A 26,659-nucleotide genomic window follows, 5' to 3' on the forward strand; every position below is an offset into this window, starting at 1 on the left:
ACGAGCTAGGAAGAAGTTACCTGTGCGTTTTTTCTACGACACCGAATTCATTGAAGACGGTGAGACCATCGAGCTTGTCTCGATCGCGATCGTCGCCGAGGACGGTCGGGAATTTTATGCGGTGTCTACTGAGTTTGATCCGGCAAAGGCGAACCCATGGGTACAGGCGCACGTGCTGTCGCAGCTTCCAAACCCGAGCGACCCGGCCTGGAAATCCCTCGCTGATATTAGACAAGGCGTGTACGAGTTTCTTATGGCGAGTGGCACACAGGTGCAGCTGTGGGCATGGGTTGGTGCCTACGATCATGTCGTGCTGGCGCAACTGTGGGGCGACATGGCAGGGCTGCCCAAGGCGTTGCCACGATACACCAGGGAACTGAAACAATATTGGGAAATGGCAGGACGCCCCAAGCTGCCTCCTACGCCGCAAGGCAACCACGACGCACTCATTGACGCCCGACACAACCTCGCCAAGTTCCGCGCGTGCATGGAAGCGTTGCCCCTACAACCCAACAATAGAGTGCGTTAACCTGCGACTGTGGTAGCTTTTGGGATGTGAGTTGGACTGTTGATATCCCCGTACATGAGCTTCCGAGCCTCCCGCCCCTGCCACCAGGATTGGAGGAGCGATTCCGCGATGTCATTTCCCGGGACGCTAAACAACAGCCATCCTGGGATGAAAAGCAAGCGGTAGCAGTGCGCCGCATCCTCGAGACGGTGCCACCGATCGTCGTTCCGCAGGAGATCCGCGAACTGAAGACCCTCCTGGCAGACGTCGCACTGGGCAAGGCATTTTTGCTGCAAGGTGGCGACTGTGCGGAAACCTTCGAAAGCAATACCGAACAGCACATCAAAGCAAACATCAAGACGTTGCTCCAGATGGCTGTTGTGCTGACCTACGGTGCCTCCACCCCAGTGGTGAAGATGGCCCGTATCGCCGGGCAGTACGCAAAGCCACGTTCTTCCGATCTGGATGCCAACGGTTTGCCTAATTACCGTGGTGACATTGTCAACGGCGTGGAAGCAACCCCAGAGGCCCGTAGGCACGACCCAGCACGAATGATTCGTGCCTACGCGAACTCTTCGGCTGCCATGAATCTGGTGCGAGCATTGACCAGCTCTGGCACAGCGGACCTGCGTAGCCTCCACGAGTGGAACCGCGAGTTTGTGCAAAGCTCCCCAGCTGGTGCCCGCTACGAGGCGCTGGCTCGGGAAATTGAAGCCGGACTGCGTTTCATGGACGCCTGTGGCGTGGACGATCCGGGCCTGCGCTCAGCGAATATTTTCGCTTCCCACGAGGCACTTCTCGTGGACTACGAACGTGCGATGTTGCGCCTGGACGACAACAACGAAGAACTCTGGGACTTGTCCGCACACCAGCTGTGGATCGGCGAGCGCACGCGTGGCCTTGATGATTTCCACGTGAACTTCGCTGCCCTGATCGCTAACCCGGTTGGAATCAAGATCGGACCAACGATCACTCCTGAAGAAGCTGTGGCTTACGTCGAACGACTCGACCCGAACAACGAGCCAGGCCGGGTCACCATCGTGGCACGTATGGGCCACGACAAGATCCGCGAGGTCCTGCCCGGCATTGTCCAAGCAGTAGAGGACAGCGGTCATAAGGTCATCTGGCAGTCTGACCCGATGCACGGCAACACCTACACCTCCTCAAACGGTTACAAGACGCGCCACTTTGACAAGGTCATCGATGAAGTTCAGGGCTTCTTCGAGGTACACCGCGCACTGGGCACCCACCCGGGTGGCATCCACATCGAGCTCACTGGCGAAAACGTCACCGAATGCCTCGGTGGTGCAGAGGACATCACCGACGTTGACCTGCCAGGCCGTTACGAGTCTGCGTGCGATCCGCGTCTCAACACCCAGCAGTCTCTGGAGCTGTCGTTCCTCGTTGCGGAGATGCTCCGCAACCAGCACCGGTAATAACAAAAGACACCACCACGATCAGGGGATATTGGGCCACCGCGAAAGCGCCCAGTATCCCCTGATTGCTTGTCAGTAGCATTCCCGCTGACATGGCCACCAGTCCCCACCACCGCAGCCACGAAGGGCACTGGGGGAGTGCAATTAGCACGATCAACCACGTGAAGTGGTGCGTCCAACTAATTGGACTCAGCAACAACCCGAGCCCCGCGGTAAGAACCAAGGACCACACCGCGTCCGTGCAGCGCCAGATCACCACTCCTGCACCGATCAACACCACAGCCAGCACGACCGGAACTAGATCGCCTCCACCCATGCGCACCAACACGCCCTGCAGGGAAGCGTTCTGAAGGTAGGCGACATCTCCGACCCGGGCCGGCGTCCACAGCGCCTCGGTGAAGTAATACCAGGAATCGTGGGGCTTAAGAACGGCGGCAAGGGACGTCGTTAAGCCTGCTGCTCCCGCCATGCCGATGAGACCTCGCGTATCGCGGCGCAGCAAGAACCACAGCAGGAAAATCGCTGGGGTGATTTTGATGGCGGCCGCGATACCGGTCAGTGCGCCACGAGGCAACCAGCGTGGTCGGTGGCCGTAGGCGTCGGCGAGGACGAGCGTCATGAGGAAGAAATTGATCTGGCCAAAGGTTAAAGAACCGAAACTCGGCTGCAAGAGCAACATCAGCACCAGCCAATAGGGTGACAGTCGCAGCCACCGAACCACCAACCATGCGCACGCCACCATCCCCGCATGGTGCAGCACGATCACCAGTGGCATCGGCAACCACGCCACCACGGCGAAGACCACCGCAGCAAATGGCGGGTAGGTAAACGGAAGCTCGGTACCGGTGACGGGGACGTCAGCTGCATACAAATTCTGTCCCGACAACAGCAACCGACCACCTTGGACGTACACTTCCACATCGATCGGCGCGCGGAACCCCTGCCACGAAAAGCGCGCTGCCGCGAGGACTGCGCCCACCGCCACCCATACGAACACTGGCATTAGCGCAGTGCTGTGAGCTCGACAGTACTTCCAATATCCACCTTCGCTCCCGCGCGTGGCGACTGCGTCAGCACCCTACTGCCATCACGACGTGTGTTCACCGACAGTCCCATGTTGGTCAGGATTTGTGTCGCATCCTCCATCGTGCGCCCCACAACGGACGGAACTCGCACCCGATTGGCCACCTGCAGGGTGACCTCTGGGGAGGCGGGATCAATGAGCGCGCCGGCGCGCGCTGAGGTGCCCACGATCTCGTACGGCACCGTACCGGCATCTGAGGTATCTTCGAGCATCACCACAAAACCAAGGCTTTCTAGCTGGGCGACAGCCTCAGTGGAGGTTTTCCCGATCACACTCGGCATCTCCAACGCGTTGGAGACCTTCAGATTCACCTCCGACCCGCGGGCGAGCTTTGCGTGCGAACCCGGGCTCGTGGAAATCACATGCCCTGGCTTGTGCCGCTGGGAGAACTCCTGCTGCACGCTGCCAACTGTGAGCCCCGCATCCGTTAACGTACGGGTCGCGTCCTCCTGTGACATCCCTGCGACGTCCGGAACGTCCACGGGGGCGGCGCCTTTGCTTATCGACGCCGTTACCACAGATTCCGTCTTCACCGTCACGCCCGGTGACGGCGAAACACTCACAATCTGACCTTTAGGGACGTCATTGGAGAAAACATCACCCCCAATTTCCAGGATCAAGGTACGTTCCTCCACTGCGCGCCGGTACTCCGCTATGTCGCCACTGGCCGGCAGCACCGGAACAGTAGGAAGCCCTTTGGAGATGAGTACCTCAACCTGGTCAGAGCGAGGTACTCGACTTCCAAAAGGGGGCGCGGTTCCCACCGCCTTGCCCACGGTCACGTCGTCGGAAAAGACCTCGGTGACCACCGGGTCAAAACCCGCGTCGCTCACCAGCTGTACTGCGGTAGGGCGATCCTCACCAAGGATCTGGGGGATTTCCCCATACCTGCCGGAGCCGAACCACCAGCCACCTACCGCCACGGATGCAATGAGCAATGCGACAACAAGGAACCAAGCAATGAGCTTCGCGGTCGAGCGGTTGCTTACCGGCGTGGGGGCCTCGAACGCCACCGATTGGTCCTCACGGACGGCGGGAACATCCCTGGTCTCTGGCTCCGGGGCGATGGGTGGCATGATGGGGGGCGTGACCTGTGGTGCCGCCGGGAACGCCTCGGTGGGAGGCTCAGTGATCGGAGCTGGGGCTGGCGTCGGTTCTAGCGGTGGCAAGATACTGGTCGATTGGCTCTCCGCAGGCCGGGCCAGTGGCGGAAGGGGAGCAACCACCTCAGTAGCGCCCGTGACCACTTCTGTAGCGCGCGCCACGGCGGTATTCGTCGGCACTGGCACTTTGAAGGACGGCAGCTCCAATTCGGTAGCGACATCTTCGAGCGCTGCGAGAAACTCTGCTGCGGTAGGGAAGCGCTCCGCCGGGTCGCGGTGCGTCGCGGCGGCCACGAGTTCGTCGAAAAGCTGCGGAACGCCGTCGATCCGGGAGCTGGGCGCGGGAACATCATGGGAGAGGCGCTGCATGGCGTGCGCGATTTGAGTGTCGCCGTCGAAGGGTGTGGTGCCGGTGAGCAACTCGAAGAGCAGCACCCCCGCCGAGTAGACGTCCGACTCTGGCCCAATATGGCCACCGTCAACCTGCTCTGGAGACAGGTAGGACACGGTACCGATGATCTTGTCTGACGTGTGTTCGGATTGAGCCACGGCACGCACCAGGCCGAAGTCGGTGAGCTTCACCCGATGATCCTTATTGATCAGCACGTTGTCCGGCTTAATGTCTCGGTGCACGAGTCCTTGCTTGTGCGCCACCGACAGGCCGGTGAGGAGGCCACGCATCACTTGGGTAGCGGCGTGGGGAGGCATGGGGCCACGCTCCGCGAGGAGTTCCCGCAGCGTGCCTCCGCTAATCAGTTCCATCACCAGGTAGGCGTGGTCTCCGGTGGAGTTGAAGTCATACACGTCGACGATGTTGGGGTGGCCCAGTTGCGCCATTGACTTAGCTTCTCGCACGAAACGAGAGCGGAAGATTGCGTCATCCAGGTAGCGGTCATCCATCACTTTCACAGCCACGCGACGGCCCAGGCGCACGTCTTCACAGCGGAACACTGTGGACATACCGCCTTTAGCGATCACCGCTTCAACCCGGTAGCGACCGTCGATGATCTCCCCAACCTGTACATTGCTCATGCCAATAAGTATGGCGTACCGGACTCGGTACTTGCCAGATACCCCGGGTAGACTGCATGGATGTGAGTTCTATTCCATCCGCACATGATGTGCTCCCTGCAGATGAGCCAGTACTGTCCGTCCCGGATTTTGCCGAAAAAATGGGCGTGGTTGTCACCCGCGTCATGCACCTGCTCCGCGATCACCAGTTGATCGCCGTCAAGCGCGACGGTGTGAAGTACATTCCGGCTCGTTTCCTTTCCGACGACGGCCAGCTCGTCAAGTTTGTCCCAGGCGTCATCGCCCTGCTTTCCGACGGCGGGTTCACCGATGATGAAATCCTCCGCTACCTCTTTACCGAAGACGACTCCCTGCCCGGAAGGCCAGTTGACGCCCTCCATGGCCATTTGGCCCGTGAAGTGATGCGACGCGCGCAGTCGATGGGTTTCTAATCGCCCTTGTTTGGGGCGGGACGCTCCGCCCCAAACACATAACTGGTGAGCAGCCACGCCAGCACCGCAACCGAGGTCATCCAGACGAAGTTGTACAGCATGTGGTTGCCGCTGCCAGCAAATGATGCCGCGATCACCATGGATAGCAGCGCAGTGATGCGTCGGAGTTTTTCCTGCGCGGGGAACGTCCCCACCACATTCAGCAAACTGGTGTAGTACCAGGGCAGGGTGACGGCGTTGAACAGCACCGCAACGGTGTAGGCTGCCGCGATTCCCATCACCGCCCGCACGCGGTCCTGGCGGAACAACCACCACACCGCAACGAGCCCGGCCAGCATCATCACCTGCGATAGCGGTCTGGTGATTACTAGGAAGTTGTTGTAGTCCAAGTTCTCATTGATCAGCTGCCCCACAGGGGTCATGAGGCTGGCCAGTAGCGACGGGATCGCGAGTGGATTGATCACCTTGGAGTTGCCCGAAATCTGGGAGACCCACCCCCACGAAGCACCCGACGCCCAGGTCACAGCGCTGACCACGGCGAGAGTCAACGCCGTCATCCACGTTCCAGACACCACGAAGGACACGAAGTGGTGCCACCGCGACGTGCCGCCCTTAACTTCCAAAAGTCGGCGCGTTGCCATCCACACGAGGAACGGCAGTACGAACACCGCGGTGGCTTTCAACGAGACCGATATTGCGACGCAGACTACGGCGAGGGCGAACCGGAGTCGTAAAGCTGCATAAATGCCGACGCTGACCAGCCCCACCATCAACGACTCGTTGTGCATTCCACCAACTAGGTGAAAGACCATCACCGGGTTCATCACGCCGAGCCACACAGCCCAGCATGGGTCCGCGCCCAGCGCGCGCGCGATTTGTGGCACTGACCAGGCGATCATGAGGAAACCGATGAGGGAGACCAGCTTGTATAGCACTACGCCTGCAGTGACGTTGTCGCCCACGATGCTGGTGATGATCTCGCCCAACCACAGGTGAAGCGGGCCGTACGGGGTGGTCGTGTTGCGCCAGTCATGGCTGACTTCGAGCAACATCGGGCCAGGGTTGACGGCAGCGCCTTGAGTGTAGGGGTCGAAGCCGTCGCGAAGCATGGCGCCCTGCATGAGGTACGAATACACGTCGCGCGACAGTATCGGGGCGGCGAATACCAGTGGCAGCACCCACCACAGTAACGTCCGGTTGAGGCTGCGCACGCTGTGCAGCCCAGGCGACAAGCGCAGCGAGCGCCCCACCAGAGCCCATGCCACGATGAAACAGAACATCGCCGTCCACAGCGTTGCGTTGCTGATACCGGCGCCGTGACCGTAGGACAGGAAGGATAAGCCCAGCGCTTCGAGGACACCACCGCGGTTGCGGATCGCGCCTGCGCCGAAGGAAGCGAGCGTCATGAAAACCGTGGCGAGGATACCCAGCCACTGTGCGCGTTGAAGTAGCTTCACGTTAGACCGCACGTTTCGTCGCCCGGATCGCAAGCTCATGGAGCGCGGCCCGGATGTGGTCGGGGAGCGGAGCATCGTCCAGGTGGGCGAGACCGGAGGCAGTCAACTCTGCAATGCGCTTTTCGACGACCTGTTGCGCGCCCATCTCATCAATAATCGCAGCTAATGTAGCAAGTTCCTGCGGATCAGCCGTCTTGCCAATTCCCTGCCGAAGCTGCTTGGCTTTCTCCGGCGCAGTGAGATCTGCCTGCCTTAGGGCTTGGGCCAGCAGCACCGTCCGTTTGCCTTCACGCAGATCATCGCCGGCGGGCTTACCAGTGATCGCTGGATCGCCAAAGACCCCGAGGATGTCGTCTTGGAGCTGGAACGCGATGCCAATGTCCTGACCGAAGCCGCGGAAAGCCTGCACGAGATTGTCGTCGGCGTCGGCGATGGCTGCGCCGATGTGCAGCGGGCGTTCGATGGTGTAGGCGGCGGTTTTGAACCGGTTGACCTTCTCCGCTATTTCGGCGCTTTCGTTCCCTGAGCTTTCCACCGTGATGTCAAGAATCTGGCCGGAGATCACCTCCGTCTTCATCGCGCTCCACGGACCGCGGACACGTGCGAGGGCAGCCGGGCTGAGACCCGAGCTCTGTAGCATTTCCTCTGCCCACGACAGTGCCAGATCGCCGATCAAAATCGCGACCCCTATGCCGAAATCTGCGGCATCGCCGTTCCAGGTGTTGTCTTTGTGAAGCGCTTCGACCCGGCGGTGTACCGTCGGGGAGCCACGTCGAGTGTCTGACTCATCGATAATGTCATCGTGGATAAGTGCACAAGCTTGAATAAATTCCAATGCGGAAACGGCGCGCAAAACGGCAGCGGGATCTTCTATCTCCGTGCCGCCCGCTCCCAAATATCCGGCCCATGCGAACATGGGGCGCATGCGCTTTCCGCCACCGAGAACCATGTCCTCTAAGTAGGAAACTGCCTGTGTAATGACAGGATCGATGGTGTTGATAAGGGGGCGCTGGGAGTCGAAAAACTCTTTCAGGCATTCCCCGACGGCGTCGGGAAAATCTGCCAAGGTGAGAGTTCGAGCGTCCAAATTAGTCACAGCGCATCCCTTTAAGATCTGTAAAATTTGTGAATATTTTTCGGTGAAGTTGCCGTAAAAGGAACCTCTCTAAGAATAAGATACCTAGCCATGGCAATAACACGACAGAAACCAATCTCATCCCTGCTAGCTGAATCCAACAAAGTCATGTTTTCTGTCGAATTCATGCCACCGCGGGACGACGCCGCTGAAGCTCGACTCTGGAAGGCCGCTGGCGCATTCAAGGACCTCGGAGCCTCCTTCGTCTCAGTGACCTACGGCGCGGGCGGATCCACGCGAGACCGTACCTTCCGCATCGCCGAGCGTCTGGCAGCACTGCCCTTAACGACGCTCGTCCACCTGACTCTGGTGGAGCACTCACGCGCCGAACTGCTGGAAATCCTGGAGACCTATGCGCAGGCTGGGCTCACCAACCTCCTCGCCCTGCGCGGCGACCCACCAGGCGACCCGTTGGGGGAGTGGATCAAGGCAACAGACGGCCTTGAATTCACCAGCGAGCTGATCGAACTGGTTCAAACAACTGAGGCGTCCCGGCACTTCGACATCGGTATCGCGGCCTTCCCTGAAGGACATCACCGAGCTGACACCTTGGACATTGACACCGAAGTCACGCTTACAAAGCTGCGTGACGGGGCAGAATATGCCATTACGCAGGTCTTTTTTGATGTGGAGCACTTCCTCCGGCTGCGTGATCGTCTGGTGGCAGCCGATCCTGAGCACGGTGCCAAGCCCATCATTCCCGGCATCATGCCTATTACCTCGCTGCGTTCCGTCCACCGACAGATCGAACTGTCCGGTGCAACCATGGCGCCCGAGGTGGGGGCGCGCCTGGAAAAGGCTGCGCTCAGCGGTGACGCCGCAGTGCGTGCGGAAGGAATCCAAATCTCCAGCGAGATGACCCAACGCTTGATCGACGAAGGTGTACCGGACGTGCACTTCATGACTATGAACTTCGCCAAAGCAACGCACGAAGTGCTGCACAACGTAGGAATGGCTCCTGCCTGGGAAAAGTCCTAGTTGGTAAGCGGGAGATCAGCGATCAAAATGGCGAAGGGGCGCTGATCTCCACTGAAATGGAAACCGCGTAACACATCACGGAACCCACATTTGCGATACAGCCCAAACGCGCCATTGGATTCATTATCTACCTCCGGCGTGGAGAGCATGACCCATGGCTGGGGCACGCCTTCTACGAGAGCATTAAGCAGCGCCTCGCCAATACCGCGGCCCTGCTGTCCAGGGCGAACATGGATTTCCGACAGCTCAAAACAATGAGAAAGCTGAGGGCGGAACTCGTCATACTGGTCAATACTGATGAGCCCCTTCTGAACTTGCAGATGCCACCAGTTCATGGGCATTCCTGCATGCCCATGGGCGATGCCTAGGATCCCGCTGTCATCGTAGGCGACGACAGCGCGAAACCCTGCGCTAGCGCTCAATCGACGCCATGAGTTGATCCACTGGTCACGCAGATCCGGCGCATAATCCATCGCTGCCATGTAGAGATCCACCAGCTCGGGGACGTGGCGGACGAACTCAATGCGACTGAGCATTCGGATAGTAATGGGCACCCTTCTATCGAAGCATGTCTGTGGTTGTGGTGTGTGAAAAACAAATTCTTACCCCTGCTAAAAATGTTTTAACCAGCAAAAACATCCCCAAATTAGAAAATATGTGCTAAAATATGGCTAGGTTGTCCGGGTCGACTTTTAAGGTGTGGTTACAGCAAGGAAATGTGAGGAGGAGCGGCAAATGTCAACCATCGTTTCAGCAACAACAAGGTCCATCGGGCGCGGTCAAGGTAAGCGAGCGAAGTTCATTGGTCGCTCATCTGTCCTGCTTCGGGAGGCAATGCAGCACTACCGCGACGCAAACTATGCTGACGCGTTGGAGTGCGCCTACCAGGCTGCCCTCCGAGCTGCAGGTGCGTACATTGCAAGCTCGCCAGTAGCAACCCGTAGGCGTCGCCCCACTGGCGCATGGAAACAGCTGGCGCTTGTGGACTCCACTGGCAAGCAGTGGGCAGATGTTTTCTCTACCTATTCACGGATGCGCTCGCGCGTCATGACGGGGCTGGATAGTGAAGTGTCCGCTACCGTGGTGAAGGAGCTCTTGATGCGGGTTGAAGAGTTTTTGGATGTCGTCGAAAGTGCTGATCAGGGAGGAGCCCTCGCAGCGTAGTGCAGTTTGTAGCTACTTTTTCGCTCGCCGGGAACTTTCCCGATATTCTGGACGTTAAAGTCTATGTATCGGCAAAAGGCCCGATGGGTAGCTTGCACTATCGAAGGAGGAAACGGTGTCGCTCTCTGAACAGGAACTGCGTGCACTGCGTGAGATCGAACAGTCCTTGATGGCTGACGATCCAAAATTTAGCGCCTCGGTTTCGGGCGCCGGCGTGGACGGCCGATTCTCCTTTTCCCTACAAGGAGTGGCGCTCTTTGTACTTGGGCTTGTGCTCCTCATTGGTGGTGTAGCTCTCAGTCAGGAAACGCTCTGGTTCGTCGCCCTGAGTGTGGTCGGATTCCTGCTCATGCTCGGCTCGGGCATCTGGATGCTCCGCTCTAACGACTCCGGCATTTCGCTGTCCTCTCCATCGCGCCCCAAGAAGGCGAAGGGCTCCGGATCTGGCTCGGGATTTACCGGCCGGATGGACGAGCGCTTCCGTTCCCGCTTCGACGACGGGCGCTAACCCTCCTATAACCTCCATAAACCCCTTCCGGTAATGGTCGGAAGGGGTTTTTCTTACCAGGGTTGCCCCTCTTGGTTCGTGTTGACGAATACGCGCGTGGGGGAAGCATCTCAGGCGTGTCTAGGAGCCAGTCAGTGTTTGCGTTCGTAGCACTGTCGTGAGGGGTCGTGGCTGCGTTTTGCAGTGAACGCTTCAGTGAATCATCGCGGTTTTTGTGCTTGTGCTGATATTGGATTGACGATGTTCGCAGGTCATGGTAGTGAAAATGGGTGGCATCGGGGGATTATCGTCAATCTAACATCGTCAAAACACCGAGCCTGGGAGCCTTGGGGGCGTGCCAGTATGGTTTGCGTGAAAGGCTCCACTGTCTCGTGGGAAGTGGTCTTCCTATCATTGGCGCCCGGCGGCGACAGTACGTGTAGATCTTGAAAGTTGTCTGGGGGTGGGGGCGCCTACGGGTTATCGCGGTTTTTGTGCTTGTGCTGATATTGAATTGACGATGTTCGCAGGTCGCGGTAGTGAAAATGGGTGGTATCGGGGAATCATCGTCAATCTAACATCGTCAAAACACCGAGCCTGGGAACTTTGGGGGCGTGGAACCCGTGGGGCCTGGGAATCCTGGAAGCCAATGTCTAAGGCTGTTGAAACCGCGGTTAGCTCGTAATTTGAGTGACTCGTCCTGGTTTTTGGGGAGGTGGTGAGAAAAGTTCCCCACTTTGCCCCACTCAACCTCATTGTGGCAGATTTTCGGTGCTTCTCTTGGGGTTTCGCTGATACTTTCCCCACAGCAACACTGAAACTATTGAGGCAAATGTTGCTAGAGGGATTAAAGTGAAAATTGTCGCAACAAGTTGTAAAATTTGTTTCTGAGAAATAAAAAGCCTCTACCTGCATTTATTGCTAAGTGTGGGGCGTAAGTGGGGTGTTGGGGGTTGTTAGTGGGGGAAAGTGGGGTATTGTGGGTGTCGGTAGTTGGGATTGGTGACTCTTCGTTCGCGGAGGGGAACAAAACCCCAAAGACCTCGAGAAAGTTGCATCTCCCAATCGCCAACTAAGGAAGGTAGGTCCGGGAATGTTCCTTGGTACCTACACGCCGAAGTTGGATGACAAGGGGCGATTGACGCTTCCAGCGAAGTTCCGCGAGGAGCTGGCTGGTGGTCTCATGGTGACCAAAGGGCAGGATCACAGTTTGGCGATCTACCCCAAGGCGGAGTTTGAGGAACGTGCTCGCAAAGCGGCGCGGGTTTCGCGAACTAACCCTGAGGCTCGCGCGTTTATTCGTAACTTGGCTGCTAGTGCTGACGAGCAACGTCCTGATGGTCAGGGGCGTATCACGCTCTCGGCGCCGCATCGGACGTATGCGGGGCTCACCAAGGAGTGCGTGGTGATTGGGTCGGTTGACTTTCTTGAGATCTGGGATGCCCAAGCATGGGCTGATTACCAGGCGGAAACTGAAGATTCGTTCTCTTCCGCAGAGGGCGACATCTTGGGGGGACTGCTGTAGTACTCGCGGGTGCGTGTAAGGACTCTGCTTGGGGGTTGATCTGCTCTGGTGTACTTCCCCGACATCAGAGCGATCCCTCCAGGTAGGGCCCTATACGTACCAGCGGACGGTCGATAACGAGAAGCAGTAGGAGGTGTAACAATTCATGGAAAGCTTTGAGATCAAAGACAATCACGGCCATGTGCCAGTGATGCGCGATAGGATGGCCGAATTGTTGCGCCCGGGCGTCGAAAAGCTTGCTGCTCACGCCGTGCTTATCGACGGCACATTAGGTGCCGGAGGCCACACCGAGCATTTTCTTAAGACTTTACCGCAGGTCAGCGTCATCGGGATTGATCGTGATCCCCAGGCCCTAGCCGATGCAACAGAGCGACTCAGCCCATTTAAAGACCGGTTTGTGGGAGTGCAAACGCGGTTTGATGGCCTGGCACAGGCTGTCGATAACGGTGAGGGTGAGATTTTTGAGCGCGCTCGTGAGTATGGAATCGCGGGCGCGTTGTTTGACCTCGGCGTTTCCTCGATGCAGTTAGACCAGGCTGAACGCGGTTTTGCCTACAAAGTAGATGCGCCATTGGACATGCGCATGGATCCGACGAAGGGGATCACCGCGGCGGATGTCCTCAACACATATGACCACGGCCAGCTGGCCCATGTATTGAAGGCATACGGCGACGAGCGATTCGCCGGGAAGATCGCCTCGGCGGTCCTACGAGAGCGCGAAAAGGAACCATTTACCAATTCGGCTCGACTCGTGGAGCTACTGTACGCCACGATTCCAGCGGCCACCCGACGGGCCGGCGGGCACCCCGCCAAGCGCACCTTCCAGGCGCTTCGCGTGGAGGTCAACGGCGAACTCGATGCACTGCGGAACGTGATTCCGCAGGTGTGTGACCGGTTAGCGGTAGGCGGTCGGGTGGTGTTCATGAGCTACCAGTCCCTGGAGGACAAGATTGTGAAGAAGGCGCTTGCCGAACTTACCACCTCAAAGACGCCTCCTGGGCTGCCGATGGACCTGCCAGGTACTGCACCTCAGTTCACTCTAGTGACCCGCGGGGCGGAAACCGCGACTGAATCCGAAATTGCCGAAAACCCACGTTCCGCACCGGTTCGAGTGCGGGCCGCCGAACGAATCCAGCGACCTGACGGAGGAGAATTCTAAATGAGTGTCATCACCCCGCCACGCATCCCTAATCGCGCGCAGTCCACGGCACTGCTGGATCGCCCGAGCCGCCCGCTGACGCAGCCAGCTCCCCGCAAATTCCAGCGCAAACTGGGCTCCCAACAGGTCGTTTCTGTTCGAGGGCGTCGGGTAGCTGTAGAAAAGGCGAACCCGCACCGGGTGAACATGGGAATTGCCGTGATTGTCTTCATGTTCCTCACGGTTGCTGCCGCGATGGTGCTGTCGGGTAAGTCGACGGAACAGTCGTTCCAGTTGCAGAAGTTGGTGGCGCAGGAGCAGCAGCTCGATAACCAGCTAGAAACGCTCAACCGTGATGTCGAGCAGGCAAAAGCTGCAGCTGAGGTAGCTCGTGTGGCTGCTGATAACCGGATGGTGGTCGCAGAGCAGCCGGGCATTCTGGCTGTAGAAAAAGATGGATCAGTTTCGGAGCAGCGTCCCAGTAATCCGGAAGCTGTTCGGCCTATTATTGATGTTAACGGTGCTCAAATTCGCCCAGAACAGGCGTCAAGCAACCCGAATGAAACCAAGGCCGTAACCGATACTATTGAAGCCATCCCGCAGAACTCTTCCGTACCAGCGGTAGCGCCTTACGCACCTCGCGCGCGGGGAGCTCAGAACTAAAGGGATGGGGCAAGGAGCTCGATGACCCCGCCTCGAAACGGTCGGTCACATGAACGTGCTACCTCACCCTCCGGCAGAGGGTATTCGTCTCGTGATCTGTCAGCAGACCGGGTAGCTGCGGATGCGCGTCGTGAAGCTGCGGAAAAATCCAACGCACGGCGAAACATCTCCTTCGGCGCAAGCTTTCGACCGCACCTTCACGACGCCCCGGAGTCTCGCACCCGGCGCCGCCTCAGCATCGCACGAGGCACGGCCGTAGTGATCGCCGCGGTGCTAATCGCACGTTTGGGCTGGGTACAGATCGTGTGGGGCCCTGAGTTCCAAGCGAAGGCGGAAGCGCAACGCACGCGTGTCTTCGTCGATCCCGCACGACGTGGTGCAATTACTGATCATGAAGGCGATCTGCTGGCCTACACGATGCAGGCGCGCTCGTTGACGGTATCGCCGATTCGACTGCGCCAGGAGCTCCGGGAGCAGGCGCGACAGCAACTCGCCATCGACGGCGAGTTGTCGAAGATCCCGAAAGAGCAATTAGACGGGGTGCTGAACGACAAGCTGTCGAAGAAGTTCGACCAGATGGCGACCGAGATCCCGAAGATCATCAGCGAATCTGGGGCGTCGGCATCCAAAGTGAATCCCGACGAGATCAAAGACAAGCTCACAGCGGACACCCACTATGAAGTGCTGGTCCGTAACGTAGACCCGGACGTGGCGGCGCAGATCGCGTCGACGTTCCACGGTGTAGCAGCGGACCACCAGGACATTCGGCAATACCCGAACGGTGCCATCGCGGAAAACATCGTGGGCAAGATTTCCATGGATGGTGAAGGACAGTTTGGGCTGGAAGCAAGCTCTGACGCTTTACTAGCCGGGGTTGATGGGCGACGAACTCAGGATTACTCAGCGGACGGCCAGGCTATCCCCGGCACGAATCGCGATCAGATTCCGGCTACCGACGGGTCGAAGATCCAGCTCACCCTGGACCTTGATCTACAAACGTATGTGCAGCAGCAGCTTGAGCAGGCCAAGGCGAGTTCGAAGGCGAAGGAAGCCTCCGCGGTGGTGCTCGATGCCAAAACCGGTGAGATCCTCGCGATGGCGAACACGGACACGATTGACCCGATGGGGGATATTGCGAAGCAGATTGAGAAAGGCAAGAGCTTTGACAATCCTGCAGTAACGCACCCCTTCGAGCCTGGTTCGGTAGCCAAGATCATCACGGCAGCGGCGGCAATTGAGATGGGCCTGACTACACCGGATGAGGTACTTACGGTCCCCGGATCGATCCACATGTCCGGTGTGACGGTGCGTGACGCGTGGGATCACGGCGATGTTAATTACACCACCACGGGTGTGTTTGGTAAGTCCTCTAACGTCGGAACGCTCATGTTGGCAGACCGCGTTGGGGAGGACGCGTTTGCGGAGTACCTGGAAAAGTTCGGACTCGGTCGCACGACCGGAGTGGAGCTGCCGAGCGAATCGGAAGGCCTGGTGCCAGCGCGTTCGCAGTGGTCGGGCGGTACTTTTGCGAACCTGCCGATCGGGCAGGGCATGTCGATGACACTGCTGCAGATGACCAGCATTTACCAGACCATGGCTAATGGAGGTGAGCGGATTGAACCGCGCATCGTGAAACAAGTGACGAACCCGGATGGCTCGGTGCAGGAACAGCCGGCGCCAGTGCGCACGCGTGTTGTCAGTGAGCAGACTGCGCGGGTGGTGACCGACATGTTCCGGTCGGTGACGCAAAGCGACCCGACGGGTGTGCAGCAGGGTACTGGTACCGGCGCTGCCATCGAGGGATACCAGGTATCTGGCAAGACCGGTACTGCGCAGAAGGTTGACCCCGTGACGCAGGCGTATTCCAACAGTAAGTACTGGATCACGTTCGCCGGTCTGGCTCCTGCGGATGACCCGCGGTTTGTCATTGGCATCATGCTGGACGAGCCAGAGCGGGGCGTCCACGGGGAAGGCGGCCAGAGCTCCGCCCCGCTATTCCACGACATTGGCTCTTGGCTTCTGAATCGCGACAATGTGCCACTATCCCGGCCGGTCGAAGGTTCACTAATTTTACAGGCAAATTAAAAAGCTTCACTCTTAAAAGGAGAATCCGATCATGTCCATCACAGTGAACGAGTTGGTCACTCTCAGCCAGGGCCGCTTGTGTGGCGACAGCACCCCGAATCTTAGCTTCAGCCACATCACGTTGAACTCCACGGAGCTTAACGATGGATCCTTGTTTGCCGCGCTACCGGGCCTGCATGTGCATGGTGCACAGCATGCGGAAGGAACTCCGGCTGCTGCGATCCTGACTGATGAGGACGGCTACCAGATTCTCCGGGACAAGGCCGAGACTCGTCCGGTGATTGTGGCCCCCGATATTCGTGCCGTGCTGGGTGAAATCAGCGCAGCGGTGTTCGGCCACCCGTCCCATGAACTGCAGGTGTTGGGCGTGACGGGCACGTCAGGTAAAACCACCACGACGTACCTGCTTGAGGCAGGACTCATCGCCGAAGGCCACAAGGTGGGGCTGATCGGAACCACAGGAACACGGATCAATGGGGTGGCAGTGCCCACTAAACTCACGACGCCGGAAGCCCCGAAGCTGCAGGAGCTGTTCCGCATGATGGTGGACGAGGGATGCACGCACGTGGTCATGGAAGTATCCAGCCACGCCATTTCCCTGGGGCGCATCGCCGGCACCCGGTTCGCGGTCGGTGGCTTTACTAACCTGTCGCAAGATCACCTGGACTTCCACAACACGATGGAGGAGTACTTCGAGGCCAAGGCTGGTTTCTTCCACGTCGGTTCGCCACTGCGGGCTGAGCGGGCGGTGGTCATGGTTGATGACGAGTGGGGTCGCAAGATCGCCGAGATCGCGGGCGCAGGAACGGTGACGGTGTCCGCGACAGGTGACGCGGAGGTGAGCGTCGGCGAGGTGCAGACGAACGCGGCGGGGTTCCAGGAATTTGCCCTGCTTATCGACGGCCGGTCCCACCGCATCCAGCTCGCCCTACCGGGGCAGTTCAACGTGGCTAACGCCGCGTTAGCAGTGGCGATCGCGGCTACCGCCGGCAGCGATGTGGAAAAATTCAGCGCCGGGATCTCCGAAGTGGGTGTTCCAGGGCGCATGGAGCGCATTGATGAGGGCCAAGACTTCCTCGCCGTGGTGGACTACGCGCACAAGCCCGCTGCCGTAGCAGCGGTGCTGGAGAGCGTGAAGGCCCAAACGAAGGGTCGGGTGGGCGTTGTTCTGGGCGCCGGCGGCGATCGAGACGCCACCAAGCGCCCATTGATGGGTGCGGCTGCCGTGAACATCGCTGACTACGTGCTCGTAACTGACGACAATCCTCGCTCTGAAGATCCTGCCCTCATTAGATCCGCCGTGATGGAAGGCGCGAAGAACGCCCTCGCCACCGTCACCCACAACCCGGTAGTGGAGGAGATCGGCGATCGTGGCCAAGCCATCATCGCGGCCGTTGAATGGGCACAGCCGGGTGACGCCATTATTGTGGCAGGTAAAGGCCATGAAAATGGTCAATTGGTTGCGGGTGTCAACCACCCGTTTGATGATCGGGAACATGTCCGGGACGCGCTGCGTGCCCGGGCGGAACGAAGCGGAGCTTAGCTCATGATTCAGCTCAACGTGACAGAGATAGCGCAGGCGGTTGGGGGCACCCTCGCCGGTGGTGTGGATCCAGCAGCGATGGTGACATCCAGCGTGGAATTTGATTCCCGCAAGATCACACCGGGGTCCTTGTTCGTTGCACTTCCGGGACAGCGGGTGGACGGCCATGACTTCGCCGGCGCCGCCGTGGAGGCGGGCGCGGTGGCCGTACTCGCGGCACACGACGTGGGTGTTCCGGCAATTATCGTGCCAGCGACCGAAGTACCGGCGTCTAACGCCGATGCTTTTGCTATGGCTGGGGATAAGGCCCAAGAAATGGCATCAGTGCTGGCAGCCATGGGTAAACTGGCTCGCCTGGTGATAGATAAGTGCGTAGCCGAGCAGCAGCTGACCGTGGTGGGAGTGACCGGTTCGGCAGGTAAAACGTCCACCAAGGATTTGTTGGCTACCGTGCTAGCACGGGCGGGGGAGACTGTCGCACCTCCCGGCTCCTTTAACAACGAAATCGGGCACCCCTACACCGCACTCCGGGTAGACGAGCAGACTAAGTTCTTGGTGTCTGAAATGTCAGCGCGGGGGATTGGGCATATTGCGCATCTGGCAGAGATCGCACCGCCATCCATCGGCGTGGTGTTGAATGTCGGCTCAGCACACCTCGGCGAATTCGGCAGCCGGGAGAACATCGCCCGGGCGAAAGGCGAGCTGGTAGAAGCATTGCCGAAACAAGGCCTCGCGGTGCTCAACGCCGATGACGAGTTCGTCTCGGCTATGGCGTCGCGTACCGCAGCACGAGTAGTGTCCACGTCGTTAAGCGGGCCTGCAGACTTTTATGCCACGGATATTCGCCTGGATGAGGTTGCTCGCGCCAGCTTCCGTCTTCACCACAAGGGAGAGCCGCAGTCATACCCGGTCAAACTGCAGGTTTTTGGGGAGCATCAAGTCTCCAATGCCCTCGCAGCAGCAGCCGTCGGAGTGGCAGCGGGGCTCAGCACGGCAGAGGTTGCGGATGCGCTGTCCTCTCACCGCAATGCCTCGGCTAACCGCATGGATGTGCGCACCCGGGAAGACGGGGTCACGATCATTAACGATTCGTACAACGCCAACCCAGATTCCATGCGCGCCGGGATCGCGGCTCTCGCGTACACAGCACACGGTCGCGTAGAGTGCACCAGCTGGGCGGTACTCGGCCAGATGGGTGAGCTCGGCGAGGACGCGGTGGCGGAGCATGAAGCCGTGGCAGAAGTATTGGAGAAGATGCGAATTGACCGGCTCGTTGTGGTTGGGGTAGATGTCAACAGTCATGTCTTAGCCACTTCTGCGGAACAACGGGGTATAACTACCATGACTGTTGATTCCGCGGACGCTGCAGTGAATGTGGTCGACCGTGAGCTGCGGCCAGGGGATGTTGTCCTGGTCAAGGCATCAAATTCGGCTCGGTTGTGGCGCGTCGCGGAAGGTCTGCTTGGCACGCCTAACGCTCACTAAGTAGGAACACTCAATTTTGCAGCCACCACCTTTGTGGGGGCACGATCCAAGGACAAGTAGAACAATCGTGACTCAGATCATTATTAGCGGAGCAGTGAGCTTTCTCGTTGCTATTTTCATGACTCCGTTGTTGATCCGATACTTCAGCGCCGAGGGCCTAGGCCAAGAGATCCGTGAGGACGGACCCCGTTCACACATGCGCAAGCGCGGTACCCCAACGATGGGTGGCATCGCAATTCTGACTGGCATCGTGGTCGCCTATCTGGTGGCGAACCTTTATGCGTTTTACACCGGCACACAGGCATTTACTGCGTCCGGCCTCATCGTGCTGTTGCTCACTGTTGCACTGGGCGGGCTCGGTTTCGCCGATGACTACATCAAACTGGCAATGGGCCGGAACTTGGGGCTGAACAAGACTGCGAAACTGGTGGGCCAGCTCGTTATCGCGCTTGCTTTTGGGTTTGCTGTGTTGCAGTTCCCGGATGACAACGGCTTAACTCCAGGGTCCACTCATTTGTCCTTCCTTCGTGATATCGACACGTTTGACATCGCCGTCGGTGGCCCCATTATCGGCACGGTTATCTTCTTGGTGTTCATCTATATTCTGATTTCGGCGTGGTCTAATGCGGTGAACCTGACCGATGGGCTGGATGGCCTAGCAGCTGGTACGACCGCGATGGTGATGGGCGCCTACACCGTCATCACGTTCTGGCAGTTCCGTAACTCCTGCGACGTGACGGTGGAACCAGGTTGTTTCGCGGTTCGTGACCCGCTTGACCTTGCGATCCTGGCAGCGGCCGGCCTGGGGGCGTGTACAGGCTTCCTGTGGTGGAATGCCGCCCCGGCAAAGATCTTCATGGGCGACACCGGTTCCTTGGCGCTGGGTGGTTTGGTCGCTGGCCTGTCGGTGGCGTCCCGAACCGAGCTGCTCATGGTGGTCATTGGCGCGCTGTTTGTGATCGAGGCTGCGTCCGTGGTCATTCAGGTGGCCGTGTTCCGTACTCGTGGCACTCGTTTCTTCCGGATGGCTCCGTTCCACCACCACTTCGAAAACGGCGGTTGGGCTGAAACCACAGTGGTGATCCGATTCTGGTTGCTGACGGCCATGGCCTGCATGGCGGGCTTGGCATTGTTCTATGGCGACTGGCTTGCGAACGCGAGGGTATGACCATGACCGTTTTGCCACAGGAAATACAAGGTGAGGTGCTGATCACCGGCGCCGGTGTTTCCGGAGCGGGATGTGCACGGATGCTCGCGGAACTGGGGGTTTCCGTCACCGTTGCTGATGATGACGAAACCGCCCGGCTGCGGCTGGCGGAGGCCGTGAGCGTCAAACACCTGTGCGTGGCGCAAGCAAGGGCGCGCCTGCGAGACTTTCAGTTGGTGGTGACGTCGCCGGGATGGAACCCGCGTACCGCTGTGCTTGCCGATGCCCACGCTGCCGGGATCCCCGTTATTGGCGATGTCGAGCTAGCTTGGCGCTTGGACCAGGCTGGAGTCTTCGGCGAGCCGCACACCTGGGTTGCTATCACCGGTACCAACGGGAAAACCACCACCACCGCCATGACCACGGCCATGCTACAGGCAGGTGGCCTAGCAGCGGCTTCGGTAGGCAATATCGGGGTGGCCATCGGCGACGCACTTCAGGCCCCGGAGCGTATCGACGTGTTGGTGGCAGAACTATCAAGCTTTCAGCTGCACTGGTCACATTCGCTGCGGCCGGCGGTCGGCTGCGTGCTCAATATTGCCGACGACCACATTGATTGGCACGGCTCCTTCCTGGAATATGCTGGGGCCAAAGCGAAGGCGTTGCTGGCAGAAGTAGCGGTCTTTGGAGCTGATGATCCCGCGGTTGTGGCGCAAGTTCAGCAGCTGGAGGCTTCACGCCAGCTCTCCGATACCCGGAAAGTGGGCTTCACGCTCGGGAAGCCGGGTGCGGACCAGCTGGGGATCGTCGATAAGCAGCTCGTGGACAATGCCTTCGCAGCAGATGAGGTGCTAGCCTCGGCCACCGGAATTTCCCCTGCGGGCCCGGCGGGACAACTCGATGCGCTGGCAGCTGCCGCGATCGCCCGTGCTTTGGGCGTGTCCGGCGAGGCGATTGCCACAGCACTCGCCAATTTCGAGGTGGCCGGTCACCGGGGCCAGATCGTTCATGAGCACGGTGGCGTCACCTTTGTAGACAACTCCAAAGCCACGAACCCGCATGCGGCCGATGCCGCGATGCGCGGTCTGGACAGCATCATTTGGATCGCCGGCGGGCAGCTCAAAGACGCCGACGTCAGCGAACTCGTGCGCACCCATGCTGCGCAGATTAAGCATGCGGTGCTGCTGGGCGTCGATAAGCAGCTGCTTGCCGACGCCCTCCGCGACGTTCGCCCCGACCTACCGATCACCCTGATTCAATCGTCCGACCCTGAGGAAGCAATGACGGACGCAGTGCGTGCCGCAGCCGACACCATGGCCGCTGGCGACGTAGTGTTACTGGCACCAGCTGCTGCATCGCTGGACATGTACACCGGGATGGGACAGCGAGGCGACATGTTCGCTGCCGCCGCCCGCGCGATAGCTTCCTAACGGTCCATCAAAGGAGTGAGACGATGACAGCGCCCGAACAAGCCCCACGTCAAGGCGTGTGGCACAGAGTGACTGGCGTGTGGAGCGATCTCAGTGCGCGCCCCCTAGCGAGCTACACCATGATCATGCTCGCCGTGGGTTTCCTCACCGTGCTGGGCGTGACAATGGTGTTCAGCTCCTCCATGACCTGGTCCGTCATCGACGGTAACTCCGTGTGGGCCACCGCGACCCGCCAGGCCACCATGGTGGTAGCCGGCATCGTGGCGATGTGGATGGCGATGCGAATCCGGCCGGTCACCGTTCGGAGATTCGCCCCTTGGATCATGCTGCTGGCGGTGCTGCTCTTGATCGCGGTGCTCATCCCAGGAATTGGTACCGGCCGAGCAGAAGTGGGATCACAATCGTGGATCGTAGTCGGGCCGATTCGATTGCAGCCTTCGGAGTTTGCCAAGGTGGCGATCGCGATCTGGGGCGCGGCCTTCCTGGGAGTGTCCGACGAACTGATCGCAGCGAACAAACGCTTTGGCGTGTTCACCTTTGTCTCCGCGCTTATGACGCTGCTTATCATCGCGGAAGGCGATATCGGCATGGCCCTCACCTTCCTCGGGACCGTGGGCTTTGTCCTGCTCTTTGCTGGTGTGAGCATCCAGTACGTAGTGGGGGCGGCCGCCCTCGTGATCGTGGGGCTCGTTGGATTGGTGATGCGCGGTGGTTTCCGATCGCAACGCTTCGTGGTCTACTTCGATGCCCTATTTGGTCGCTTTGAAGATACCCGCGCGACGTCGTTCCAGTCCTACCAAGGGTTCCTGTCTCTCGCTGATGGCTCCGCCACAGGAGTCGGGGTGGGCCAGTCCCGCGCCAAGTGGTTCTACCTGCCAGAAGCGAAAAACGACTTCATCTTCGCCATCATCGGCGAAGAACTCGGGCTGTGGGGCGGCGCGATGGTGATCCTCGCGTTCCTGTGCCTGGCGTACTTCGGGATGAAGGTAGCCATGAAATCACAAAACAAATTCATGTCGCTGCTCGCTGCGTCCATTAGTGCGGGTGTGGTGGCGCAGGCCTTTATCAACATCGGGTACGTCATTGGGCTGCTGCCCGTGACCGGTATTCAGCTGCCTATGCTCTCGGCCGGTGGTACCTCGGCGATCATCACCCTGGCTTCCATGGGGCTGCTGGCTAGCTGCGCCCGTCACGAACCCGAAGCGATTTCCGCGATGCAGAACTACGGCCGTCCGCTCCTGGACCGGTTACTGTTTTTGAAGGAACCAGACTTGGCCGCGGTGGAAGGCACAACCGGCGTACGTTCGAAGGCGAAATCCGCGCCGCGCCGGGAACCAGTGGTGGGGCGTCCCACTACGCGAAACGAGGCCCGTAACTCAACCGGTGGTAGCGTCGATCACAGAAGTGAGAAGCGTCGGCAGGATCGCCGGCAACAAGCGCGCACACGGCAATATCAGTCGCCTCGTGGCGCGCGCCCAGAGCGCAGGAGGAGTAGCTGATCATGACGCATTCCGGACTTTCCGTAGTTGTTGCCGGTGGCGGTACTGCCGGCCATATCGAACCTGCGCTTGCGGTTGCTGATGCCTTGGTGGCAGAACACGGCGCGCGAGTGGTTGCCCTGGGGACCCCCAAGGGCCTGGAACGGGAACTGGTTCCGGCGCGCGGGTTTGACCTGGAGATGATTCCCCCAGTTCCGGTACCACGCAAACCTAGTCTTGCGCTGGCGAAACTCCCATTTCGTGTGATCAAGGCCGTGCAGCAAACACGTGCGATCTTGAAGAAAGTTGATGCCGATGTAGTGGTAGGTTTCGGCGGCTACGTGTCTGCTCCGGCATATATCGCGGCGAAGCTGAACAAGATTCCATTCGTCATTCATGAAGCCAACGCCCGGGCTGGTATGGCCAACAAACTCGGGGTTCGGCTTGGTGGCATTGGCCTCAACGCTGTGGAAGATTCCGGGATGAAAGGTGAAGTGGTGGGCGTGCCGATCCATGCCGCGCTGACCGAACCACCGAGCTGGGAAAAACGCAATGCGGCCTACGCCAAATGGGGGCTGGATCCGGAAAAGAAAACCTTGCTGGTCACGGGTGGGTCACAGGGGGCGCGGTCGATCAATACCGCACTCAGTGCCTGCGTTCGTGACATTGTCGATGCCGGATTCCAAGTCCTCCACGCCTATGGCAAGAAGAATGCCGCACCCGAGACCTTCCCCGGATATGTGGCCGTGCCGTACATCGAGACGATGGGGCTCGCCTATTCCATTGCGGACTTGGTCGTCAGCCGAGCCGGTGCCATGACGGTAGCGGAGGTAACAGCTGCCGGGATCCCGGCACTGTACGTGCCGTTGCCTCACGGCAACGGTGAACAGGCTCTGAACGCCACTCCCGTGGTTGATGCAGGTGGTGCGCAGCTCATCAATGACACTGAGTTGACCGGAGAACTGCTGAAAGACACCGTCATTGCGTTGCTCCGGGACGATGACTTGCGGTCACACATGGTACGGGCAGCACAGGCCACCGGTTTCGGTGAGGCTGCCACAGCCATCGCGCAAATTGTGGCCGATGTGGCGAAGAAGTAACGAGTAGAAAGCTGACAATCACGTGAACGATGCAATAGATCTGTCTCGGGTTCACCTCATCGGTATCGGCGGCGCCGGAATGTCTGGGCTGGCTCGCATCCTGCTGGACCGCGGGAAGGTAGTCACTGGTTCCGATGCGAAGGATTCTCGTATTATCTTTGCCCTGACGTCCGCGGGGGCCAAGGTGGCCATTGGCCATGCGGCCGACAACCTCCGGTTGGCGGGGGAGCTACCAACCGTGGTGGTCACCTCTTTTGCAGCTATTCCGCAGGATAACCCGGAGCTGGTTGCCGCACGAGAAGCTGGCATTCCGGTGATTCGTCGTTCGGATCTGCTGGCGGAGCTGATGGAAGGCTACCAGCAGGTGCTGTTGGCGGGAACCCACGGCAAGACCTCGACAACGTCGATGTCTGTGGTGGCGATGCAGGCGGCTGGTCTGGATCCTAGTTTCGCAATCGGCGGTCAGCTGAGTAAGTCGGGGACGAATGCTCACCATGGCACGGGAACTGCTTTCGTCGCAGAGGCCGACGAGTCTGACGCGTCGTTGCTGCGCTACCGGCCAACCGTGGCGGTGGTGACGAACATTGAGCCCGATCACCTGGATTTCTTTAAAACTCACGAGGCCTATTTCCAGGTCTTTGATGATTTTGCAGACCGGCTCAGCGATGACGGCACCCTCGTGGTGTGCCTGGATGACGAGCATGCGGCGGCGCTGGGCGAGCGGTCCTTGGCGCGGGGAGTGAATGTGCTTGGTTATGGCACGTCGGAGGCAGTGTCTCGTTATCCGGACATCCCGGTGGGGGTGGAGCTGACGTCACTGCGGGCGACAGATTTTGGTTCCGAAGCTGTGCTGCGGCTTGGTGGTGACGACCTCCCGGTTGATCTGCATATCCCTGGCGCCCATATGGCGTTGAATGCGTCGGCGGCGTTGCTAGCTGGCGTGCTCGTTGGCGGGGAACCGGCCAAACTGGCTGCTGGCCTGAGCGAGTTCACGGGTGTGCGACGTCGTTTTGAGCACCGTGGCACGATCACTGCCGGTGAGTTCGCGGGAGTCCGCGTCTACGATGACTATGCCCACCACCCGACTGAAGTTGAGGCGGTGCTCACGGCGGCGCAGCAGAAGGTGGACGCGGAAGGTAAGGGGCGCGTGGTGGTTGCGTTCCAGCCCCATCTGTATTCCCGCACTAACGAGTTTGCCGCGGAATTTGCCCAGGCTCTCTCCTTGGCGGACGAGGTGCTGGTGCTAGAGATTTACGGTGCCCGTGAACAGCCGGTTCCTGGGGTAACCGGGCAGATCATCGCGGAGAAGGTGACCAAGCCGGTGCGGTACGTGCCAGACTTTGACAAGGTGGCCACGCAGCTTCGTGAGGTGGCCCGCCCGGATGACATCATCTTGACGATGGGGGCTGGCAGCGTCACGATGGCAGCTGGTGAGATCCTGAAAGAGTTGGCGTAAGTGAAAGTAGCGCTGAGTCGCAAGGTCATCTTCGGTGGGGTAGGGGCGGCCGTGCTTCTGGCCGTCGTGGCAGCAGCCGTGCTGCTGTTCGTGCCTACCTTCCAGGTTTCCCGCATCGACGTGACCGGCAATAGTGAAACCGCCGCGGAAGAAGTGGAGTCCGCATCCGGTATTGCGTTGGGTGTGCCGTTGGTGCGGCTGAACCTGCAGCAGGCCGCGGAGGGGGTTGCGCAGCTGCCGTGGGTGGCGAAGGTGAACGTTGAGCGTGATTTTCCGAGTACGGCGCGGATTGTTGTCGAGGAGCGGCAGGCGGTGCTGTTTGCACGGCGTAACGACGGCGAGCACCTTGTCGACGCCACTGGCCGCCCATTCGTGATCCAAACGCCCCCTTCAGGGTGTGTTGAGGTGACCGGGCCCAAGGAAGATGACCCGGCCTTGTTTGCTGATGTGGTCACCGCGGTGACCGCCCTGGATCCCGGGGCGCGGGGCCACTTGGAGCGTGTGGATGCTCCGAGCAAGTTTGAGCTGAAGCTGTTTTTTGCCGGTGGCAAGGAAGTCTATTGGGGTTCCACTGAGCACGCTCATGATAAAGCGAAAGCCACATCCACGGTGTTGCAGCGCGAGGGACAGCGGTGGAACGTCAGTGCGCCTGGCTTGGTTACGCTCATCCCTTAAACTGGCGTGTGGGCGCGCGGGAAAGAGCACGTCAAAACCTTAAACCTTTAGTTTAGGGTCTCGACACGCGGGGAAAATGTCCCCATCTTTTCGCCTAATATGCGTGAAGATGGAAACCA

At 59.4% G+C, this 26,659-nt stretch carries 23 protein-coding genes; 18 read left to right on the forward strand and 5 right to left on the reverse strand.

Translation table 11 applies throughout. The features are described 5' to 3' along the window. Window positions 1-22 precede the first annotated feature (22 nt). Both HW450_RS11810 and HW450_RS11815 read left to right on the forward strand, forming a co-directional pair. Entirely contained in the window at window positions 23-529 is a 507-nt protein-coding gene (locus tag HW450_RS11810; protein ID WP_182385808.1) for a polyadenylate-specific 3'-exoribonuclease AS, read from the forward strand. A 26-nt stretch (window positions 530-555) separates the two neighbouring features. Then, the gene (locus HW450_RS11815) at window positions 556-1,944 is read left to right on the forward strand and encodes a class II 3-deoxy-7-phosphoheptulonate synthase (protein WP_182385809.1); all 1,389 of its coding nucleotides are present in this window, start codon (window positions 556-558) and stop codon (window positions 1,942-1,944) included. Here the strand turns inward: HW450_RS11815 and HW450_RS11820 are convergent. Beyond that, a complete protein-coding gene (locus HW450_RS11820; RefSeq protein ID WP_182385810.1) occupies window positions 1,877-2,947 on the reverse strand; it encodes a glycosyltransferase 87 family protein in 1,071 nt (356 codons plus the stop codon). The genes HW450_RS11815 and HW450_RS11820 overlap by 68 nt on opposite strands. Beyond that, window positions 2,947-5,163: a Stk1 family PASTA domain-containing Ser/Thr kinase gene (pknB, locus tag HW450_RS11825; RefSeq protein WP_182385811.1), complete on the reverse strand. Its 2,217-nt coding sequence runs from the start codon at window positions 5,161-5,163 to the stop codon at window positions 2,947-2,949. Before pknB ends, HW450_RS11820 begins: the two co-directional genes overlap by 1 nt. Before the next feature lie 56 nt (window positions 5,164-5,219). On the opposite strand from pknB, the gene HW450_RS11830 reads away from it, so the two are divergent. Next, window positions 5,220-5,594 (forward strand): Rv2175c family DNA-binding protein, encoded by a 375-nt coding sequence (locus tag HW450_RS11830; protein ID WP_182385812.1) that lies wholly within the window; start codon window positions 5,220-5,222, stop codon window positions 5,592-5,594. Here the strand turns inward: HW450_RS11830 and HW450_RS11835 are convergent. After that, window positions 5,591-7,051, reverse strand: a complete 1,461-nt coding sequence (locus tag HW450_RS11835) for an alpha-(1->6)-mannopyranosyltransferase A (RefSeq protein ID WP_232843264.1) — start codon at window positions 7,049-7,051, stop codon at window positions 5,591-5,593. The two genes, HW450_RS11830 and HW450_RS11835, sit on opposite strands and share 4 nt — an antisense overlap. A 1-nt stretch (window position 7,052) precedes the next feature. Then, entirely contained in the window at window positions 7,053-8,147 is a 1,095-nt protein-coding gene (locus HW450_RS11840; protein WP_182385814.1) for a polyprenyl synthetase family protein, read from the reverse strand. A 90-nt stretch (window positions 8,148-8,237) separates the two neighbouring features. On the opposite strand from HW450_RS11840, the gene HW450_RS11845 reads away from it, so the two are divergent. Further along, window positions 8,238-9,164: a methylenetetrahydrofolate reductase gene (locus HW450_RS11845; protein WP_182385815.1), complete on the forward strand. Its 927-nt coding sequence runs from the start codon at window positions 8,238-8,240 to the stop codon at window positions 9,162-9,164. Here the strand turns inward: HW450_RS11845 and HW450_RS11850 are convergent. Then, entirely contained in the window at window positions 9,161-9,700 is a 540-nt protein-coding gene (locus tag HW450_RS11850; RefSeq protein ID WP_232843265.1) for a GNAT family N-acetyltransferase, read from the reverse strand. The genes HW450_RS11845 and HW450_RS11850 overlap by 4 nt on opposite strands. Before the next feature lie 199 nt (window positions 9,701-9,899). Between HW450_RS11850 and HW450_RS11855 the strand changes: the two genes are divergently transcribed. The 14 genes from HW450_RS11855 to HW450_RS11920 all read left to right on the forward strand — a co-directional run bounded on the left by HW450_RS11855 (window position 9,900) and on the right by HW450_RS11920 (window position 26,540). Next, window positions 9,900-10,328 carry an SAV_6107 family HEPN domain-containing protein gene (locus HW450_RS11855; RefSeq protein WP_182385817.1) on the forward strand — a complete coding sequence of 143 codons (429 nt, stop codon included), beginning with the start codon at window positions 9,900-9,902 and terminating at the stop codon, window positions 10,326-10,328. A gap of 115 nt (window positions 10,329-10,443) precedes the next feature. Further along, a complete protein-coding gene (locus tag HW450_RS11860) occupies window positions 10,444-10,836 on the forward strand; it encodes a DUF3040 domain-containing protein (protein ID WP_182385818.1) in 393 nt (130 codons plus the stop codon). A 1,072-nt stretch (window positions 10,837-11,908) separates the two neighbouring features. Continuing rightward, window positions 11,909-12,340, forward strand: a complete 432-nt coding sequence (gene mraZ, locus HW450_RS11865) for a division/cell wall cluster transcriptional repressor MraZ (RefSeq protein ID WP_182385819.1) — start codon at window positions 11,909-11,911, stop codon at window positions 12,338-12,340. A gap of 145 nt (window positions 12,341-12,485) precedes the next feature. Continuing rightward, on the forward strand, window positions 12,486-13,499 hold the full coding sequence (gene rsmH / locus HW450_RS11870) for a 16S rRNA (cytosine(1402)-N(4))-methyltransferase RsmH (RefSeq protein ID WP_182385820.1): 1,014 nt from the start codon (window positions 12,486-12,488) through the stop codon (window positions 13,497-13,499). After that, window positions 13,500-14,141 carry a hypothetical protein gene (locus tag HW450_RS11875; protein WP_182385821.1) on the forward strand — a complete coding sequence of 214 codons (642 nt, stop codon included), beginning with the start codon at window positions 13,500-13,502 and terminating at the stop codon, window positions 14,139-14,141. A 21-nt stretch (window positions 14,142-14,162) separates the two neighbouring features. Beyond that, window positions 14,163-16,226, forward strand: a complete 2,064-nt coding sequence (locus HW450_RS11880; RefSeq protein WP_182385822.1) for a peptidoglycan D,D-transpeptidase FtsI family protein — start codon at window positions 14,163-14,165, stop codon at window positions 16,224-16,226. Window positions 16,227-16,257: 31 nt separating this feature from the next. Continuing rightward, complete coding sequence (locus HW450_RS11885; RefSeq protein ID WP_182385823.1) at window positions 16,258-17,769, forward strand: UDP-N-acetylmuramoyl-L-alanyl-D-glutamate--2,6-diaminopimelate ligase; 1,512 nt, start codon at window positions 16,258-16,260, stop codon at window positions 17,767-17,769. Between the two features lie 3 nt (window positions 17,770-17,772). Next, window positions 17,773-19,254: a UDP-N-acetylmuramoyl-tripeptide--D-alanyl-D-alanine ligase gene (locus HW450_RS11890; protein WP_182385824.1), complete on the forward strand. Its 1,482-nt coding sequence runs from the start codon at window positions 17,773-17,775 to the stop codon at window positions 19,252-19,254. A gap of 67 nt (window positions 19,255-19,321) precedes the next feature. Beyond that, window positions 19,322-20,422 carry a phospho-N-acetylmuramoyl-pentapeptide-transferase gene (mraY, locus tag HW450_RS11895; protein WP_182385825.1) on the forward strand — a complete coding sequence of 367 codons (1,101 nt, stop codon included), beginning with the start codon at window positions 19,322-19,324 and terminating at the stop codon, window positions 20,420-20,422. Beyond that, on the forward strand, window positions 20,419-21,831 hold the full coding sequence (gene murD / locus HW450_RS11900; protein ID WP_182385826.1) for a UDP-N-acetylmuramoyl-L-alanine--D-glutamate ligase: 1,413 nt from the start codon (window positions 20,419-20,421) through the stop codon (window positions 21,829-21,831). The genes mraY and murD overlap by 4 nt, the downstream gene beginning before the upstream one ends. A 23-nt stretch (window positions 21,832-21,854) precedes the next feature. Beyond that, the gene (locus HW450_RS11905) at window positions 21,855-23,330 is read left to right on the forward strand and encodes an FtsW/RodA/SpoVE family cell cycle protein (RefSeq protein ID WP_232843266.1); all 1,476 of its coding nucleotides are present in this window, start codon (window positions 21,855-21,857) and stop codon (window positions 23,328-23,330) included. A gap of 2 nt (window positions 23,331-23,332) precedes the next feature. Then, window positions 23,333-24,409: an undecaprenyldiphospho-muramoylpentapeptide beta-N-acetylglucosaminyltransferase gene (murG, locus tag HW450_RS11910; RefSeq protein WP_182385827.1), complete on the forward strand. Its 1,077-nt coding sequence runs from the start codon at window positions 23,333-23,335 to the stop codon at window positions 24,407-24,409. 79 nt (window positions 24,410-24,488) lie between these two features. Next, on the forward strand, window positions 24,489-25,865 hold the full coding sequence (murC, locus tag HW450_RS11915; protein WP_232843391.1) for a UDP-N-acetylmuramate--L-alanine ligase: 1,377 nt from the start codon (window positions 24,489-24,491) through the stop codon (window positions 25,863-25,865). Next, window positions 25,866-26,540 carry a cell division protein FtsQ/DivIB gene (locus HW450_RS11920; RefSeq protein ID WP_182385829.1) on the forward strand — a complete coding sequence of 225 codons (675 nt, stop codon included), beginning with the start codon at window positions 25,866-25,868 and terminating at the stop codon, window positions 26,538-26,540. It begins immediately after the preceding gene. Window positions 26,541-26,659: the final 119 nt, after the last annotated feature.

The sequence above is a fragment of the Corynebacterium hindlerae genome (assembly GCF_014117265.1).
GTDB classification, from domain to species: Bacteria; Actinomycetota; Actinomycetes; order Mycobacteriales; family Mycobacteriaceae; genus Corynebacterium; species Corynebacterium hindlerae.

Bases quoted from the DNA above. Each gene is read 5' to 3' on its own strand.
- murG (WP_182385827.1), top strand. From the start codon at position 23,333: ATGACGCATTCCGGACTTTCCGTAGTTGTTGCCGGTGGCGGTACTGCC.
- HW450_RS11905 (WP_232843266.1), top strand. From the start codon at position 21,855: ATGACAGCGCCCGAACAAGCCCCACGTCAAGGCGTGTGGCACAGAGTG.
- HW450_RS11885 (WP_182385823.1), top strand. From the start codon at position 16,258: ATGTCCATCACAGTGAACGAGTTGGTCACTCTCAGCCAGGGCCGCTTG.
- pknB (WP_182385811.1), bottom strand. From the start codon at position 5,163: ATGAGCAATGTACAGGTTGGGGAGATCATCGACGGTCGCTACCGGGTT.
- HW450_RS11845 (WP_182385815.1), top strand. From the start codon at position 8,238: ATGGCAATAACACGACAGAAACCAATCTCATCCCTGCTAGCTGAATCC.
- HW450_RS11875 (WP_182385821.1), top strand. From the start codon at position 13,500: ATGAGTGTCATCACCCCGCCACGCATCCCTAATCGCGCGCAGTCCACG.
- rsmH (WP_182385820.1), top strand. From the start codon at position 12,486: ATGGAAAGCTTTGAGATCAAAGACAATCACGGCCATGTGCCAGTGATG.
- murD (WP_182385826.1), top strand. From the start codon at position 20,419: ATGACCATGACCGTTTTGCCACAGGAAATACAAGGTGAGGTGCTGATC.
- HW450_RS11855 (WP_182385817.1), top strand. From the start codon at position 9,900: ATGTCAACCATCGTTTCAGCAACAACAAGGTCCATCGGGCGCGGTCAA.
- HW450_RS11820 (WP_182385810.1), bottom strand. From the start codon at position 2,947: ATGCCAGTGTTCGTATGGGTGGCGGTGGGCGCAGTCCTCGCGGCAGCG.
- mraZ (WP_182385819.1), top strand. From the start codon at position 11,909: ATGTTCCTTGGTACCTACACGCCGAAGTTGGATGACAAGGGGCGATTG.
- murC (WP_232843391.1), top strand. From the start codon at position 24,489: ATGTCTGGGCTGGCTCGCATCCTGCTGGACCGCGGGAAGGTAGTCACT.
- HW450_RS11880 (WP_182385822.1), top strand. From the start codon at position 14,163: ATGACCCCGCCTCGAAACGGTCGGTCACATGAACGTGCTACCTCACCC.
- HW450_RS11850 (WP_232843265.1), bottom strand. From the start codon at position 9,700: ATGCTCAGTCGCATTGAGTTCGTCCGCCACGTCCCCGAGCTGGTGGAT.
- HW450_RS11890 (WP_182385824.1), top strand. From the start codon at position 17,773: ATGATTCAGCTCAACGTGACAGAGATAGCGCAGGCGGTTGGGGGCACC.
- HW450_RS11830 (WP_182385812.1), top strand. From the start codon at position 5,220: ATGGATGTGAGTTCTATTCCATCCGCACATGATGTGCTCCCTGCAGAT.